This window comes from Massilia sp. 9096 (assembly GCF_000745265.1).
Classification (GTDB): Bacteria; Pseudomonadota; Gammaproteobacteria; order Burkholderiales; family Burkholderiaceae_D; genus Telluria.
On sequence record NZ_JQNN01000001.1, the window covers coordinates 2,091,252 to 2,108,706 of the forward strand.

Here is a 17,455-nt window from a genome sequence, read left to right on the forward strand (position 1 = left end):
CTGATTTATAACCCAAACGCCGGCCGGCGCAAAGAACATTGCTATTAAAAAATACGCCGACCGTATTTGCCAAAGTGATGACCGGTGACGATCAGGCTCGAATCGATCAGCGTCGACAGGCCCAGCATCAATTGCACCAGCTTGTTGTCGGGCAGTATCCAGTAATTGCCCTCCGGCTGCTCGGCGCCGGTCGCGGCCATGACCAGCGGGGCGATCCAGGCGGCATCCGGCTCGACCTCGAGGATCACGGCATCGTCGGTGGTCTGCAGGTAGACGTCGCCGCCGGCCACCAGCGTGAAGCGCACGCCGACGCCGGTTTCCTGCGGCTTGATCATTTCCTGCATCGTGGCGTTGTGCTCGGCGATCCAGAGCTCCACGTCTTGCGGGGTTTCCAGCGGGGTCCAGGGAACCGGGCGGAAGCGCGGGCGTTCTTCTTTGTTATCTAGCGTCATGGCATGCAAATGGAATGGATTCTGGCGCGTATGCTAAGACATTTCCTATGTCGAGGCCAGCACTCATGCCAGCGTCACCAGGCGCGCACGTACCTGGCCCGCCTCGATCAGCAGCTCGCCGACGGCGATCGGCAAGCTGAAGCGGCGCCGGCCCGCGCTGCCCGGGTTGACGTACAACACGCCGCCGCGTTCGCTGCAAGCCGGTTTGTGCGAGTGGCCCGACACCACCACGCGCACGCCGAGCGCAGCCGGATCGGGCCCGAGGTGCGGGCGCAGCGCCTTGAGGTCGTGGATCGCGAACAGCGCGATGCCGCCGATCTCCAGGCGGACGGTTTCGGGAATCGACTGCGCCCAGACCGCGGTGTCGTTGTTGCCGCGCACGACGCTCACCGGGGCGATCGCACCCAGCCGTTCGAGGATGTCGGGGCCGCCGATGTCGCCGCCATGGACGATATGGTCGACCCCTTGCAGGAAGTCGAGCGCTTCCGGACGCAGCAGCCCATGCGTGTCGGATATCAAGCCGATGCGCAGCGGCGCCGCCATCCCGGCCTTAATGGTGATTGCGGCCCATCTTGGCCGCGGTGTAGATCGAATACAGCGCCGACAGGCCGACCAGCACGTAAATGATGCGGCTGACCGGGCTGCCCGGGCCGAACACGCTGGCGACGACGTCGACGTCGAACAGGCCGACCATCGCCCAGTTCAACCCGCCGATGATCAGCAAAGCCATGGCGATGTAGTCGACCGCCGACATCGCCGATTGCCCCTCTCGCACGGCGGCCCGCCGTTCGGGCAGGTGCCTGCGTTCCATGCTGGGTGGGTTCATGGTTGCCATCATGTCCTCCTTGGAAAGGTTGCTACGATCCGGCGCATGCGGTCGGATTTAAGATAGCAAATTCCCTTGGAGAGGTGCGCCGCCTATCCGTTCGGGAACGCGTTCAGCCTTTCCAGGTCCGGTTCAGGCCGGTGTCGGTGTGGATCCAGCCGCCTTTCGGACCGGAGCGGTAATAGAAACCGACGCCGCCCTTGCGGAAGCTCTGCACCAGGCCGCCGAGCACGTCCTCGGTCAGGCCGGCGATGCGCACGTCGGCCGCCTTGCCCGACATGTGCAGCGACTGGCGCGCCGCCGGCACGCCCTGCTCGCGCAGGTGCTGGTTCGAGGCCGGGGTGCGATAGCCGGACAGGATCTCGAGCGGATGGTCGAGGCCGTAGCGCGCGACGAAGGCCTGCGAGGCCCACAGCGTCTCGAGCAGCTTCGGATCGATCGGGATCGACGCCTTGCCATTGACGTCGCGCAAAATGTGACACAGTTCCTGGTAAGCGGAATCGATCACGTCGCCGTCTTTCCAGTACAGGACGCTGGTGCGCTCGCCGCTTTGCGGACGGATCAGGTTAAGGGTGCGCGGTTTGACCCAGAAGTCCATGTCGACCACCTGGGCGTCGAACAGGTCGGGCGGCGGCTTCAGGTTGGCGCCGTCGTTGTCCTGGGTGGAAATGTGGGCGTCGGCGTGCGCCGCGGCATCGGCCAGCGGCACCGCGACCAGGCCGAGCGCCGTCAGGCGCAAACCGTGGTGTAAGAAATCTCTGCGGGAAGCCATATCGAACTCATCGTTGCAAGCGGCATACTATATCGCAAGGATGGCCCGCACAAAAGAAGCGTTCATGTTACGTAATGTTTCACGCAACAAACGCACTGTAATCGCCTTATTGACTGCAGTTGCAGAAGCGCCTGCGCGCCGGCGGTGCGGTGGCGTCGACGGGTTTCCACAGGAAATCGCATTCCAGGCCGAAACAGGCGCGGTCCTTGCCCGAGTTGACGTAGCCGAGACGCTCGAAGAACGGGCTGGCCGAGGCTGGACTGTGCATGTGCAGCTTGCTGATGTTCCAGGCGCGCGCCTGGGTTTCGATCGCGTCCAGCAGCGCGCTGCCCACGCCATGGCGCAGCCAGGCCGGGTCGACGTAGCACAAGGCCAGGCGGCCGGCCTGGTTGACCAGCGCCAGGCCGATCAGCTCGATCACGCCATGGACCTGGGCTTGCGCGACGACCGCGTGATTGGTGGGCGAACCGAACCAGCTCGCCACGTTCTGCGGCGTCTTGTTGCCGAGCCAGGTTTGCAGGATTTCCGGACGCTCGGCGTGGTCGGCCGCGCACCCGTGTTCGATCGAACGGCGCAGCAGGGAGCAAGCCGCTGGCGCGTCGTCCGGTGTTGCCTGGCGAATTTCAAATCCCATGTATTTCAACTATATGACGGTGATGCAGCAGGCCGGACTATAACCCAAAGCGAACAGTTCTGCTTCATGTGGTGACGCAAACATCGGTTCCTTGGCGCAATCGCCTAGACGCCATGTTCGGAGCGCTGGCGCGACGCTTGCCGGAAGCCCGGGAAGCATCTAAACATATGATTAAAATGTACTTTTATTCTGGCATCGGTTCACTGATGATGCCATGGATTTCGCCCGGCTGCTTGGCCACTCAACTATTTACAGGAACAAAAACATGAACAATTCCCTGCCCTCCTTCGTGCGCCGCGGCCTGTTGGCGCTGGCGCTCGGCGGCGCGGTGTTACCCGTGCTGCCCGCGTTTGCCGCTCCGGCCGAACTGCTCAACGTTTCCTACGACGTCGCGCGCGAGTTGTACAAAGACATCAATCCAGCCTTCATCGCCGACTGGAAGAAGACCACCGGCGAAGACGTCGTCATCAAGCAATCGCACGGCGGCTCCAGCAAGCAGGCGCGCGCCGTCGCCGACGGCCTGGACGCCTCGGTCGTGACGATGAACCAGGCCAACGACATCGACATGCTGGCCGACCGCGGCCTGGTCGCCAAGGACTGGGCTAAAAAGTTCCCGAGCAATGCGGCACCGTATTACTCGACCATGGTGTTTCTCGTACGCAAGGGCAACCCGAAAGCCATCCACGACTGGGCCGACCTCGCCAAACCGGGCGTGCAAGTCGTGATCCCGAACCCCAAAACCGCCGGCAACGGCCGCTATACCTACCTGGCCGCCTGGGGTTCGGTCATCAAGACCGGCGGCAACGAAGCACAGGCGCGCAACCTGGTCGCCCGCATCTTCAAGAACGTGCCGGTGCTCGACACCGGCGGGCGCGCCGCCACCACCACCTTCACCACGCGCCAGATCGGCGATTGCCTGGTGACCTTCGAGAACGAGGTCAACCTGGTGCGCGCCGAATTCGGCGACAACTTCGAAGTCGTCTATCCGAAGATCTCGGTACTGGCCGAGAACCCGGTGGCGGTGGTCGACAAGGTGGTCGACCGCAAGGGCGTGCGTAAGCAAGCCACGGCTTACCTGAACTTCCTGTATTCGCCAGTCGGCCAGACGATCGGTGCGAAACACTTTTTGCGCGTGCGTAATGAGCAAGTCATGAAACAATTTTCCAGCAATTACAAGCCGATTCAGCTGTTCAGTGTCGACGACGTCTTCGGCGGATGGCGTGCCGCCCAGAAACGCCATTTCGACGATGGCGGCGAATTCGACAAGATTTACCAATCAAAATAAGCGGCGCATAAATGCTGTATAGGCATACAGGTGAATACTCAGCAGTATTGAAGTTGAGTGACTTTTTTGAGATTTCACCTTAAGTTTTTCTAAATTTCCGTTCATAAATAAGGCCTTGCGTCAACGCGTGGCCTTTTTTTCTTGTAGAATCTTGCCGTTGGTTTCGATTTTTCTCGAAAGACATTGATATATGTCAATCAGGATGCGCGGCCAATGGAAAAGTGGCCATATCGCCTGACGCGATCGTCCCCCACGTTTTGATGCTCCGCCGCCATTCGGCGCCCGACCATTAACCGTACCCATATAAAACCCATGATCAAGAAATTTCTTGCAGCCGTGCTGATGACTGTTTCCAGCGCGGCCGCCCTGGCTGTTCCTTTTGGTTCGCAATCGGTGCTGGTCGTCGAAGACCAGACCGGCAAGGTCTTGTTCGAAAAGAACTCCGCTCAATTGATGCCGATCGCTTCCCTGACCAAGCTGATGACGGCGATGGTCGTGCTGGACGCGCACCAGGACATGAACGAGCCGATCGAAATCGAAAAGCAGGACGTCGACATGCTCAAGCACAGCAGCTCGCGCGTGCCGGTGGGCGCCAACATTCCGCGCCGCGACGTGCTGCAGCTGGCCCTGATGTCCTCGGACAACCGCGCCGCCGCCGCGCTGGCGCGCACCTACCCGGGCGGCATCGAAGCCTTCAAGGGCGCGGTCAAGCGCAAGATCGTGGCGCTGGGCATGAACCAGACCGTGATCGAGGAGCCGACCGGCCTGAACCCGCAGAACCGTTCGACCGCCGCCGACCTGGTCAAGATGGCAACCGCCGCGTCGCAGTATCCGGAAATCACGCGCATCACGACCTCGCGCAAGGACTTGATCAACATCAAGGGCCACGAAGTCGAGTACCACAATACCAACCGCCTGGTCGGCGCCAAGGGCTGGGAGATCGGCCTGTCCAAGACCGGCTACACCCAGGAAGCCGGGCGCTGCCTGATCATGCGCGTGAAAGCGGCCGGCAAGAACGCGACCATGGTGCTGCTCAACGCCGGCGCCTCGTCGGTGCGCGTGCTGGATGCGCTCAACATCCGCCGCCACGTGCTGGGCGACGCGACCCCGATGTCGACCAGCGCCGCGGTCGCCCCGCGCGTGCGTGCCTCGGCCGCGGCGGCCCCGCGCATCCGCGCATCCGTCGGCGAGCGCGCCCACGCCTCGAACGGCCACGTGCGCACCCATGCGCGCCACGTGGTGCTGACGCGCCATCACCGCCATCACTGATCCGATCGCTTCAAGCGGATAGTCAAAAGGCCGGCACGGGTTTCCCCGTCCGGCCTTTTTTCATGCCCGCGGAACGGGGCGAGCTGCTGCGCTTCAGGCGCGCGCGTGCGCCTGCGCGCCCGCGACGCGCGCGAGCAGGTCCTGCAGCGCGCCCAGATCGGCCGGCTTGGTCAGGTGGTGGTCGAAGCCGGCGCCGGCAGAACGCATCCGGTCGTGCTCGGCGCCCCAGCCGGTCAGCGCCACCAGGCAGGGCTGGCGCACGGCGGGCAGTTTGCGGATCGCCTCGGCGGTCTGGTAACCGTCCATGCCGGGCATGCCGATGTCGAGGAACACCACGTCCGGCTGCAGCTCGCGCACCAGGCCGAGCGCTTCGCCGCCGCTGTGCGCCACGCGCGCCCCGTGGCCATCCATCTCGAGGATCATGGCCAGCGTGACCGCGGCGTCGACGTTGTCGTCGACGACCAGGATGCACAGGCCACCGGGCGCCGGCGCCGGGACGACAGCCGGAGTGCCCGCTGAACCTGACAGCGGCGCGCCGGGTGCGCTCGCGCCGGCCAGCGGCAGCCGCACCGTGAAGCGGCTGCCCTGCCTCGCGCCGGCGCTGGCCGCCGCCACGCTGCCGCCGTGCATCTGTACCAGCTGGCGCACCAGCGACAGCCCGATGCCCAGGCCGCCCTGCGAGCGGTCGATCTCGCTGCCGACCTGGCTGAACATGTCGAACAGGCCGCCCAGCGCGGCGGCCGGGATGCCGATGCCGGTGTCGAGGACCTCGATCAGCGCCAGGCTGTCGACGCGCCGCAGCGACAGCGCGATGCGCCCGCCGGCCGGCGTGTACTTGGCGGCGTTGTTGAGCAGGTTGGCCACGACCTGGGCGATGCGGGTCGGGTCGGCATCGACGAACAATTCCTCGGACGGCACGTCGATGTCCAGCGCGTGACGTCCGGCCTCGATCAGCGGCAGGCTGGTCTCGACCGCGTTGCGCAGCACGTCCGACAGCGCCACCCGGGTCTTGCGCAGGTTCAGCTTGCCGCCGCTGATGCGCGCGACGTCGAGCAGGTCGTCGATCAGGTGCACCATGTGCGTCACCTGGCGCTCCATCATCTCACGCACGCGCGCCATGGCCGGCGACTCGTCGCGGTTCAGGCGCATCACGCCCAGGCCGCTGCGGATCGGCGCCAGGGGATTGCGCAGCTCGTGCGCCAGCGTCGCCAAGAAGTCGGTCTTGCGGCGGTCGGCCTGGGCCAGGTCGTCGGCGAAGCTGCGCAGCTTGTCCTCGGCGGTGCGGCGCTCGGTAATGTCGCGAAACAGCGCCGCCACCTTGCGGCTGCCGGGACCGCCGACCCGCGTCAGGTACATGTCGTACCAGCGTCCCAGCGCCTGCGACACGTGCTCGACGCGGTGGTCGCCCCCGTCGCGCACCACAGCGCCCATGACTTCGAGCCACGAGCGGTCGCCGTCCGGCAGCATGTCCGAGCGGCGCCGGCCTACCGCATCCGGCAAGCCGGTATGCTCGGCAAACGCCGAGTTGGTCTGCAGGTACACCCAATCGCACGCCCGGCCTTCCGCATCGAACTCCAGCTCGATCAGGCAGAACGCCTGGTCCATCGAATCGAACAGCGTGCGGTAGCGTTCCTCGCTGGCGCGCAGCGCCTCGGCGTCGCGCTTGCTGGCGGTGGTGTCGAGCACGATCGCGACCAGGCCATGGCACTCGCCGGCGGCATTGCGCAGCGCGTTGACGCTCGAGGTGGCGGACATCAGCGTGCCATCGCGGCGCCGGTAATGCTTGTCGATGACCTGGCCTTCGCCAAGGGCGATCGTCCTGCGCACCGTCGCCAGGGTCTTCTCGACCGAATCGGGCGCGGTCACGTCCAGGATGCTGTTGCCGACCAGCTCGGCCTCGTCGTAGCCCAGCATCTGGCAGAAACGCTTGTTGACCAGCGTGACGCGGCCGTCGATGTCCATCTCGACCACGCCGGTGGCGGCCTGGCTGACGATCTTCTGGAAGCGCTCGCGGCTCTCGTGCAGCTCGATGCGCGCGAGCACGCGCTCGGTAATGTCGATATGCACGCCGACCCACTCGGCGACACTGCCGTCGTCCTCGAAGATCGGCACCGCGCGCACGCACATGTGACGGTATCGCCCGTCGGCGCGGCGCAGCCGGTGCTCGTGCTGTACGGTCTGGCAGCTGGCCAGCACCTGGCGCCAGCCCGTGACGGTGGCGGCGCGGTCGTCGGGATGGACCGCATCGAGCCAGCCAAAGCCGCGATACGCCTCGAACCGCTGGCCGGTGAAGGCTTCCCATCCGGGCTGTTCGGTTTCGAACTCGCCCGCCGCCGAGCAGTGCCAGACCATCGCGCTGGCGGCCGTGACCAGCGAGCGGAAACGCGCTTCGCTGCGCTCGATCTTGCGGCGCGCGTGATGGGCCTCGGTGACGTCGTGCGATACGGCGACCAGGCGCTCGAGCGCGCCGTCCGGCCCGCGTAGCCCGCTGAGCACGATACGCCACCACTTCGGCACGCCGCCGAGCGTCGGGCACATGGCGCTGAAGCGCACGGTCTCGCCGCGCCGGGCCGCATCGAGCGCCGCATCGACGGCGGGACCATACTCGTTCGGAAACAGCGCGCGCCAGGCCTGGCCTTGCAAGGCGTCCGGATCCTCGATCTCCATGCTGAAGCGCCCGCTGGGATTGATTGCGACGATGCAGCCGTGCGCGTCGAGCAGTTTCATGCAGTCGGGGCTGTTCTCGAACAGCTGCCTGCCAAGCATTGCCGCGTTTTCCGCGGACAGGAGTTCATCGATGTCCATCATGAGCGAGTGCGCTGCGCGCGCCAATATATAAACAGAATCGCAGGAAGTCCAGACCAGCCCTCCCCGTCAGATTCGTCATTTTACGCTCACTCTGGTTGATTTCAAGCAATTTTGTGAATTGTGTTGCTCAAATTGCCCAATTCATTGGTGCTAGCGCTCGATCATCCCGCGCAAGCCGCTGGCCCGGTGCGTGCGGCTCAGGATCGCCTCGCCGAGCACGGCCGGGGCCGGCGTCGTGAGGGTGAAGCGCCGGCTGGCGCGCGTGATGCCGGTGTAGACCAGCTCGCGCGCCAGCACCGCGCCGCCTTCTTTCGGCAGCGCCAGCACCGTGTGCGCGAATTCCGAACCCTGCGATTTGTGCACCGTCATCGCGTAGGCGGTCTCGACATGGCGCAGGCGCGTGGCCAGGACACTGCGGACCTTGTCGCCCTCCAGGAACCAGACGCGCAGCGAGCCCGGGCGCGCCGGGTCGGGCAGCGTCAAGCCGATGTCGCCGTTGTAGACGCCGGTGGCGTAGTCGTTGCGCGTGACCATGACCGGGCGGCCGACGTACCATTCGCCGCTTCCCAGCACCAGGCCGGCGTTTTCCAGCCGCCCTTCGATCGCGCCGTTCAAGCCTTGAACGCCCCACTCGCCCTCGCGCAGGGCGCACAGGATGCGGAAGGCCTCGAACTCGCGCAGCACCCGGCACACCCAGTCCTCGTGCGCCTGCCCAAGCGCTCCGGCGCGCAGCAGTTCCAGGTAGGGGCGGTAGCCTTCGACGGCCAGCGCCAGCAGCTGGGCGGGCTGGGCATGCTCGATCCAGCGCACGGCGGCATTGTCTGGCGCATTGTCGCGATGCGATGCGCCCTCGCGCAGAACCGCCACCGCCGCGTCGACGTCGCCGGCGTTCACCGCCAGCGCCAGACGCCCGATCGGGCCGCCGAAGCGCCGGCTGTGGCGCAGCATCACGGTCTGCTGGGCCAGCGGGCCGCCCTCGCCCAGGTACTCGGGCGGGACGATCTCGCCGCTGGCGGCGCGGATGTAGTCGAGCGTCTCGGCATCGTAGTTGCCGGCCTGGGCGCTGTGGCACAGGTCGCCCAGCACGGCGCCGGCTTCGACCGAGGCCAGCTGGTCCTTGTCGCCGAGCAGGATCAGCGTCGCAGTGGGCGGCAAGGCGTCCAGCAGCGAAGCCATCATCTCCAGGTGGACCATCGAGGCTTCGTCGACGATCAGCACGTCGACCTCGAGCGGATTGCCGCGGTGGTAGGCGAAGCTGCGCGTGTCGGGGCGCGCGCCCAGCAGACTGTGCAGCGTGCGCGCCGCGCCCATGCGGCCGGTCAGTTCGCGCAGCGGCAAGGCATCGCCGACGCGCTCGGCCAGCTCGCTCAAGGCCTTGTCGATCGACTGCTTCAGGCGCGCCGCGGCCTTGCCGGTCGGCGCGGCCAGGGCCACGCGCTGGCGCGCCGGGTCTTGCGCGGTGGCGAACAGCAGCGCCAGCAGGCGCGCCACCGTGTAGGTCTTGCCGGTGCCGGGGCCGCCGGTGATGATCGCCAGCGCCCCGCGCAGCGCCACCGCGCAGGCCAGCTTCTGCCAGTCGGGCTGCGCCGCGGCGCCGGCCAGGTCCGATTGCGCCGGGGATGAGAACAGCAGGTCGAGCCAGCGGCGCACGGCGGGCGTGTCCACGTCGCGCCGCTCGAGCGCGCGCGCGCGCACCGAGCCGGCGATCAGGGTCTCGTCGCGCCAGTAGCGGCGCAGGTAGAGGCGGTCGCCGTCCAGCACCAGCGGCTGGTCGTAGTCGAGCTGGCCGACCTGCCAGACCTGCTCGCAGGCGCCCAGTTTCTCGAGCCAGCCCTTGAGGCTGCGCGGCAGGGGCTTGGCGCTCCTGGCCAGGGCCTTCCAGTCATCATCCATCCAGTTCAGCAGCGCGTTGGCGTCGCCGGCCAGGTCGGACAGCAGCAGGCAGCTGTGGCCCCGCCCTTCGAGTTCGGACAGCACCAGCGCAGCCAGCAGCAAGGGCATGCCAACGCTGCCCGCCGCCGGGCCGAGCGTGGCGATGAAGCGCGCGAAGGCGCCGGACAGGCGGCGCAGCTCGCCGGCCTCGGTCAGGCGTTCGACCTCCATCCAGAACGCGGCCTGGCTCTCGTCCGGGTGGTACATCGATGGCGCGTTCATCGCGATTCTCCGTCGCCGAGCAGGCGGTCCATGCCCGCCAGCAGGGCCGGTTCCGGTTCGATCAGGTAGCAGCCGCGCGTGGCCGGATTGGCGATCCCGCGCAGGAACAGGAATACCGCGCCGCCCAGCTGTTCTTCCGGTCGATAACGTTCGCCCAGGCGCGCGCGCAGCAGGCGATGCAGCGCCAGCAGGTAGATCGCACCCTGGATGTCGTAGCGGTGCGCGGCCATGCCGTGCGCCATCGCGGTCCTGGTGTAGGCGGCGTCGCCGGGACCGAGCGCATTCGATTTGTAGTCGAGCACCCAGTAGCGTCCGTGGCACTCGAACACCAGGTCGGTAAAGCCTTTCAGCATGCCGTGCAGCTGGCGCTCCGGCAAAATCGGACGCGCCGTCTTGCCCAGCAAATGCTGGCGGCACAGCCGGTCGAGGGCGCCGACGTCGAGCCGGCGGCTGGGGAACCAGAATTCCATCTCGGGCAGCAGCGCCCCGCCCTGCGCGACCTCGGCCAGCGAGCAGCCGACCGGCGGCAACTCCGTCGTGACCAGCATGCGCAGCCAGGCCAGCGCGTCGTCCAGGCGGTTGCCCCAGCCGGCGCGCCCGATGCGCTGGGCCAGGCGCGCCTGCCAAAGCTCGTCGTCGATGTTGTCGAAACCTTCCTGCGCCATCCACTCGAGCTGCTCGTGCATGAAGTTGCCGGGCGTGGAGCCGCGCGGGAAGCGGTGCCAGGGCGCGTCCTCGGCCCGCTTGTCCTCGACCGTGCCGGGTTCCTCCTCCTCGAGCAGGTTCTCGTCCTGGGCGCGCGTGGGCGGCGCCATCGTGTGCCGGGTCAGCGAGGTGAACGAGCCGACCGCCCAGTTGCGCTCGAACTGGCCGTCGAACTGCGGCGCCTCGACCAGCTCGGGACGCACGTCTTCGCGCCGCAGCATCGTCCTGCCCTCGGGTTCCTCGAGCGTGTGCAGCTCGATCGCGTCCAGGCTGCCGCGCAGCTGTTCCCAGCGCTCCTGCATGAAGGCCGCCGGCAGCGGCTGGCCGCCGGTGAGCAGGTAGCCCAGCGCCGACTCGTGCAGCATGTTCTCGCCCTTCTTGCGCGCAGCCACCGCGGCCACGCCCAGCCACAGGAAGTGGCGCGCGCGCGTCAGCGCCACGTACAGCAGGCGCAGGTCTTCCTCGATACGCGCGCGGTCGACCGCGGCCTGCGCGTCTTCGGTCAACGCCAGGTCGATGTGGCGCGAGCCATCGTCGCCGACGTACTCGAAGAAGGCCCGGTTGCGCTTGTCGGTCTTGCGCGCGGTGACGGCGAACGGCAGGAACACCAGCGGGTACTCCAGGCCTTTCGACTTGTGCACGGTGACGACTTTCACCAGCTCGGCGTCCGATTCCAGGCGCAGCACGCGCTCGCTGTTGTCATCCCCTCGGCCTTCGCCCATGCCCTCGACCTGCTCGGCGAACCAGCGGATCAGCGCCTGCTCGCCGTCCAGTTCGCGGCTGGCCTCCTGCAGCAGCTCGGCCAGGTGCAGCAGGTTGGTGAGCCGGCGCTCGCCGCCGGCGGCGGCCAGCAGCTTGGACGGCAGCTGCAATTCGTGGATGAAGCGGCGCAGCATCGCCAGCACGCCCTGGCGCTGCCACACCGCGTGCAGCGCCTTGAGCTGCTCGACGCGGCGCTCCCATTCCAGCTCGTCGCCCGCCAAGCGCGCCAGCTCCGCGAGCGGCAGCGCGCAGGTCGCGGTCGCGAAGGCGGCGCGCGCCAGGCCGCCGTCGAGCGGATTGGCGACCGCCTGCAGCCAGCGCAGGACATCCTGGGCCTCAAGGCTCTCGACCACCGAGTCCTGGTCGGACAGGTAGACGCTGGCGACCTTTCTTTGCACCAGCGCGCGCCGGATCGCCCACGCTTCCTTGCGGTCGCGTACCAGGATCGCGATATCGGCCGGTTTCAAGCGCGTGAAGCCGCCATCCGGATGGCGAAAGCCGACCTGCGGGTCGTTCAGCAGGCGCACGATGTGCTCGGCGCAGTGGTGCGCGAAGAACTCGCGGTAGTCCTCGAGGCGCATGTCCTCGCGCGGGGTCGAGCACACGGCCAGCGCCTGGAACGGCCCCTCGACGCCGATGAGCTGCTCCTTGCGCCCGGCCGCATCGACCGCGTCGAACGGCAGCGGATTCTCCTCGCCGCGGCGGAAGCGGAAGGCGCCGGCCGCGTAGCCGGGATGGGCGCCATCGCCCTCGGCGTAGCTGAACAGGCGGTTCACGGCTTCGACCACCGCATGCGTCGAGCGGTAATTGGTGCCGAGCTGGTAGTGTCTGCCCGCGGTCGCGCGACGGGCCGACAGATAGCTGTGGATGTCGGCGCCGCGAAAGCCGTAGATCGATTGCTTGGGGTCGCCGATCAGGAACAGGCCATGCCCGGCATCGTTGTCGGCCACCCGGTACAGCAGGTCGAAGATCCGGTACTGGTCGGGCGAGGTATCCTGGAATTCGTCGACCATCGCGACCGGATACTGATCGAGGATGCGCTGGCGCAGCGCCGGCCCGTTGTCGCCTTCGAGCGCGTTCTTCAGGCGCACCAGCATGTCGGCGAAACCGAACTGGCGGTTGCGGCGCTTGAGCTCGGCCATGCGCCGCGCGATATGGCTGGCGGCGTGGCGCAGCAGCGCGTGCGCCAGCGGTTCGATCGCGTCCAGGCCCGCCTTCAGGGCGCGCGTGTGCTCGAAGGCGTCGGGCACCTGCGCGCTGAAGTCCTTGCTGAACGCATCCTCGATGCCCTCGGGCGTCAGGCGCTTCCAGGCGGTGTCGTTCAGGTCCGGCAGGTGCAGCGACGGTTCGTTGGCCCAGGCGCGCAAGGCGTCGAACCATCTGGCCAGCGACTCCGGCTTCATCTTGACACCGTTGAACGGCTTGGCGTGGCGCTCGCGCTGGGCCGCGATCCAGGCTTCCATCGCGTCCGCGCGCGCATGCCAGCCGTCTTTCAATGCCGCCAGCTGCGCCTGCTGCGCACGCTCGACCCTGGCGATCAGCGCGGCCAGGGGCCCATCGCCGTCGGCGCCGAGGCGCTCGGCGCGTTGCACCAGCTCGCGCACGGCGCGCTTCAGGGCGTCGACGTCGGCGAAGCTGTTCAGCAGGATCTTGAGTGCATGGCCATTGAGTGGATAGACCTGCTGGCGCCAGTAATCGTGGGCGGCATCCTCGAACAGCGCGCGCTCGTCGCTGACCAGTTCCTCGTCGAACAGGCTGCCGGAATCGAAGGCGTGCTCGCGCAGCATGCGCTGGCACCAGGCGTCGATGGTGAAGATGGCCGCTTCGTCCATCGTCTCGGCGGCCAGCACCAGGCGGTAGGCGGCGACCAGGCGCGCTTCCTCGGTGTCGTAGCTCTCGGCCAGCGACTCGAGATACGGATCCGCCTCGTACGTTTCGCCGCGGAAGTAGGCGGCCGCTTCGACCAGGCGCTCGCGCACGCGGTTGGACAGCTCGCGCGTGGCCGCGCGCGTGAAGGTCATCACCAGGATTTCCGGCGGCAGCAGCGGGCGTACGAAACCGGACGGCGCGCCGTCCCCGGTCGCGCCGCCATGCCCCAGCACCAGGCGCAGGTAGAGCGCGGCGATGGTCCAGGTCTTGCCGGTGCCGGCGCTGGCCTCGATCAGGCGCGAGCCGTGCAGCGGAAAGTGCAGCGCGTCGAGCAGCTGGCTCATGCCGCCGCCCCCAGGTCCGGGCCGAATCCGGCTTTGGAGGGGTCGCCGTGCTGGGTGACCGTCACGCCTTCCTTCAGCCAGGCAGCCAGCGGGCCGTACAACTGCTCGGCCACCGCCGGCCAGCCGCCCGATGCGCGCAGCGCCGAGAACTCGGGCCACAAGCGCGCCAGGCAGGCGTCGCTCTCGACTTCGCCGCGCAACTCGAAGCCGCCGTCGTAGATCTCGCGCGCGTCGTTGCCGGCCAGGTGCGCCAGCGCGGTCTTGCAGGCCACCGGCAGCGGTTGGTCGAGGTTGGCCTTCCACAGCTTGACCAGCTGGCGCAGCCCGTACAGCGCGGCTTCCTGCGGCAACGGCGCCATCTCGACCGTGGCGTCGCGCGCCACCAGGTAGCCGGTCACCGGCACGCCCATCGCGGCCGCCGCCAGCTGGCGCAGCCAGGGCGCGATCAGCTTGTCGCCGCGCGGCGCGCCCTTGCGGTCCAGCACGCGCGAGGAGATCTGCACCAGCCACACGGTTTCGACGGCGTTGCTGCGCAGGCGGTCGATCCAGTCTTCCAGCGCGACGCCGGCCAGATCGAGGCTGACCGCCAGCTTGGGCGCACTGTCCGGAAAGCGCGCGCCCAGCTCCAGCCAGCTCGAACGCACCGGCACCAGGTCGTCGACCAGCTGCTCCTGCCACTGCTTGCCGATCAGGCCGATCGGCAGCACGCCTTCGCGCGTCAGGCGCTCGGCGCGCGCGTTGAGCACGCGCCGCACTTCATGGCGCGGCTCGGGCGCGCCGCTGTCGTCGAGCAGCGTGTCTTCCAGCAGGTAGCGCTCGAGCGCGTCGAGCGCGAACGGCTCTTCGTCTTCGCCGACCACTTCGAGGTCGTTGAACTGCACCGCCAGGCGGCGCCGGAAGAAGTAGCGCGCCGGCTGGCGCAGGAACGAGGCCAGCTCGCCCAGCTTGAGGGTGGCGTCCAGCTCGAGTTCGAACGGCGGCAGGTCGTCGGTCACCTCGACTGCGGCCGCGTCCAGCGCGGTTTCCGGATCGCCTTCGACGCCTTCGCCGCCTTCGCCGCCTTCGTCACGATAGGCCGAGCGCCATTCGCCGGCATAGGTCAGCAAACCGCCCTCCTCGAAATAGCGGCGCGAGAACGGCTGCAGCGCGTGTACCGTGGTGCGCTCCTGCAGGTCGAGGTCCCAGCCCGCCGCCAGGTAGTCGCGCAGCTGCGAGACCAGCACCGAGGCCGGTTGCTCGGTGTTGTCGCGCACGTTGCGCCCGACCCAGCTGACGTACAGCTTGTCACGCGCGGCCAGCAGCGCTTCGAGCATCAGGTAGCGGTCGTCGTCGCGGCGCGAACGATCGCCGGGACGGCCCATGCCCGGCATCATCAGGAGGTCGAAGTCGGACGGCTGGCTGCGGCGCGGGAAGTCGCCGTCGTTCATGCCGAGCAGGCACACCACGCGGAACGGCACGGCGCGCATCGGCATCAGCGTGCAGAAGGTCACGCCGCCCGAGACGAACTGCTGGGTCAGCGCCGGCTGGTCGAGCTCGCCCAGCCAGGCTTCGCGCATCACCGCGAGCGGCACCGGTTCCTCGAACAAGGCGTTCTCGCAGATCTCGAGCCAGCATTGCAAGGCCTCTTCCAGCTGGTTGAGCATCATGCGGTCTTCGTCGTCGGACGCGCGGAAGAAGCGGCTCACCAGCGCACGCGCGCGTTCGCCCCACTCCACCGGGGTGAGCGTCGCGTCGAGCAGTTCGCGCCAGGCCAGCAGCGCCTCGACCAGCTCGGCCAGCGAACCGGCCAGCGCCGCATCCAGCCCGCCGACTTCGGCATACGGCTCGATGCCCGCGAAGCTGTTGCCGGCGCCGCTGGCATAGCCCAGCAACATGCGCCGGATGCCGAACAGCCAGGAGTTCTGTTCGCCGGCCGAGCCCAGGCCCAGGCCTTCGCGGTGCTTCGCGTCCAGGCCCCAGCGCACGCTGGCGCCTTCGATCCAGTGGCCGAGGATGGCCAGGTCGTTTTCCTCGACGCCGAAGCGGTGCGCCAGCGCAGGCACGTCGAGCAGGTCGCGCACCTCGCTCTGGCGGCAGCGCTGCTGCGGCAGGCGCAGCAGCCATTCGAACGCCACCAGCAGCGGGTTGACGCTGCGGTCCTTGACGTCGCCGATCTCGAACGGGATGTAGCGCGCATCGTTGCGCCGGTGCTGGTCGAACACCGCGTGCACGGCGGCCGAGAAGGTGTCGATGTCGGGCACCATCACGACCACGTCGCGAGGACGAAGCGGGTTTTCAGTGTCTTCTGCGAACCAGGACAGCAGCTGGTCGTGCAGCACCTCGACCTCGCGCTGGGCGCTGTGGGCGATGTGGAATTCGATCGAGCGGTCCTCTTGCGGCGGCGCGAAATGCGGATGCTCGGACAGCGGCTGCAAGTCGCGGATCGCCGCCTGCACCTGGCCGAGCAGCGTTTCGCCGGGATCCTCGTCGAACAGGTCGACGCGCATGTTGGCGTACTGCGCGCCTTCGCCGTTGTCGAATTCGTCGAGCATGCGCACGAAGTCGCGCCCCTGGCGGCCCCAGCTCGCCAGCAGCGGATGGCTGTGCGCGTGCAGCTGCTCGACCGGCACGTCGGCCAGTTCCTTGCCCTCGCGCGGCTTGTGACGCTTGGACGCCGCCTTGAGCAGCTCGCGTCCTTCGATGATGTCGCCCCAGTAGAACTGGCACGGGTTCGGCACCGCCAGCAGCACCTGCGTATGGCGCGACAGGCCGGCCAGCGCCTGGATGGTCTGGTAGGGCAGCGTCGACATGCCAAACAGGATCACGCGGCGCGGCAGGCGCAGCACCGGCTTGCGGTCTTCCTCGACCGCGGCCATGAACTGCTGGTGGATCGTGGCGCGGCCCGACCAGCGCCGCTCCGGCGGCAGGCTGGCGTGGATCTCGCGCCACAGGCAGGCCTGCCAGCACTGGTCGTGCGTGAGCGCGACCGGGTCGCCGCTGGGCCGGCGCAGCTGGTCGCGGCCTTCGGCCCAGTCGGTCAGCCAGTCGGCGCGGTAGACCTGGTACTGGTCGTACAGGTCGGCCAGGCGCTCGGCCAGCTGCAGGCGCCGCTCGGGGTCGGGGTCGCGCAGGAAATGGCGCAGCGGCTCGAATTTTTCCTTCTGCAGCAGTTCGGGCAGCAGGCGCATCAGGCGCCAGGTCAACGCGTCCTTGTCGAACGGCGAACGCTTGGGCACCCGTTCCGGCCCCAGCATGCCGCGGTAGGCCTCCCACTGGAAGCGCGCCGGCAGCGCCACGCGCGTGGCCGCGCACACGCCGAGGTCTTCGGCCAGTGCGATCTTGAGCCACTCGGCCACGCCGTTGGACTGCACCAGCACGATTTCCTCTTCGAGCGGCCCGAGCGGATGCTGGCGCAGCCAGTCGAACACGGCGGCGCGCAGCAGCTCCATCTGGTTGCCGTGCAGGATGAGGAGACCGGGGGTGATGGTGGTAGGCATGACAGGAGATGACGCATCCGGGGAGACTCGCGCAGGATACACCGGGCGGCAGCGAAAAGGTAGGCACATGGCTGAGTAATCGGCATGAATTCGCGGCTG

The 17,455-nt window shown here is 67.7% G+C and carries 11 protein-coding genes; 2 read left to right on the forward strand and 9 right to left on the reverse strand.

What is annotated here, in order from left to right; translation table 11 throughout:
- Positions 1–44: 44 nt before the first annotated feature.
- The 5 genes from FA90_RS08900 to FA90_RS08920 form a co-directional block, all read right to left on the reverse strand.
- Positions 45–452, reverse strand: coding sequence for a hypothetical protein (locus FA90_RS08900; protein WP_036168077.1), 408 nt, complete (start codon positions 450–452; stop codon positions 45–47).
- A gap of 63 nt (positions 453–515) precedes the next feature.
- A complete protein-coding gene (locus FA90_RS08905) occupies positions 516–995 on the reverse strand; it encodes a metallophosphoesterase family protein (RefSeq protein ID WP_036168079.1) in 480 nt (159 codons plus the stop codon).
- A gap of 7 nt (positions 996–1,002) precedes the next feature.
- Positions 1,003–1,278 carry a DUF378 domain-containing protein gene (locus FA90_RS08910; RefSeq protein WP_307171049.1) on the reverse strand — a complete coding sequence of 92 codons (276 nt, stop codon included), beginning with the start codon at positions 1,276–1,278 and terminating at the stop codon, positions 1,003–1,005.
- 112 nt (positions 1,279–1,390) lie between these two features.
- Positions 1,391–2,050 carry a DUF882 domain-containing protein gene (locus FA90_RS08915; RefSeq protein ID WP_036168084.1) on the reverse strand — a complete coding sequence of 220 codons (660 nt, stop codon included), beginning with the start codon at positions 2,048–2,050 and terminating at the stop codon, positions 1,391–1,393.
- A gap of 106 nt (positions 2,051–2,156) precedes the next feature.
- Positions 2,157–2,684 (reverse strand): GNAT family N-acetyltransferase, encoded by a 528-nt coding sequence (locus tag FA90_RS08920; RefSeq protein ID WP_036168087.1) that lies wholly within the window; start codon positions 2,682–2,684, stop codon positions 2,157–2,159.
- Between the two features lie 265 nt (positions 2,685–2,949).
- On the opposite strand from FA90_RS08920, the gene FA90_RS08925 reads away from it, so the two are divergent.
- Together FA90_RS08925 and FA90_RS08930 are read left to right on the forward strand one after the other, a co-directional pair.
- Positions 2,950–3,969, forward strand: a complete 1,020-nt coding sequence (locus FA90_RS08925) for a sulfate ABC transporter substrate-binding protein (RefSeq protein ID WP_036168090.1) — start codon at positions 2,950–2,952, stop codon at positions 3,967–3,969.
- Between the two features lie 312 nt (positions 3,970–4,281).
- Positions 4,282–5,238, forward strand: coding sequence for a serine hydrolase (locus tag FA90_RS08930; protein ID WP_051971613.1), 957 nt, complete (start codon positions 4,282–4,284; stop codon positions 5,236–5,238).
- 93 nt (positions 5,239–5,331) lie between these two features.
- On the opposite strand, the gene FA90_RS08935 is transcribed toward FA90_RS08930, so the two are convergent.
- From FA90_RS08935 to recC, 4 genes are all read right to left on the reverse strand, one after another.
- Positions 5,332–8,046 carry a PAS domain S-box protein gene (locus FA90_RS08935; RefSeq protein WP_051971614.1) on the reverse strand — a complete coding sequence of 905 codons (2,715 nt, stop codon included), beginning with the start codon at positions 8,044–8,046 and terminating at the stop codon, positions 5,332–5,334.
- 150 nt (positions 8,047–8,196) lie between these two features.
- Positions 8,197–10,200: an exodeoxyribonuclease V subunit alpha gene (gene recD / locus FA90_RS08940; protein ID WP_239700613.1), complete on the reverse strand. Its 2,004-nt coding sequence runs from the start codon at positions 10,198–10,200 to the stop codon at positions 8,197–8,199.
- A complete protein-coding gene (gene recB / locus FA90_RS08945; protein WP_036168093.1) occupies positions 10,197–13,880 on the reverse strand; it encodes an exodeoxyribonuclease V subunit beta in 3,684 nt (1,227 codons plus the stop codon). Before recB ends, recD begins: the two co-directional genes overlap by 4 nt.
- Positions 13,877–17,356, reverse strand: coding sequence for an exodeoxyribonuclease V subunit gamma (gene recC, locus FA90_RS08950; RefSeq protein WP_051971615.1), 3,480 nt, complete (start codon positions 17,354–17,356; stop codon positions 13,877–13,879). Before recC ends, recB begins: the two co-directional genes overlap by 4 nt.
- Positions 17,357–17,455: the final 99 nt, after the last annotated feature.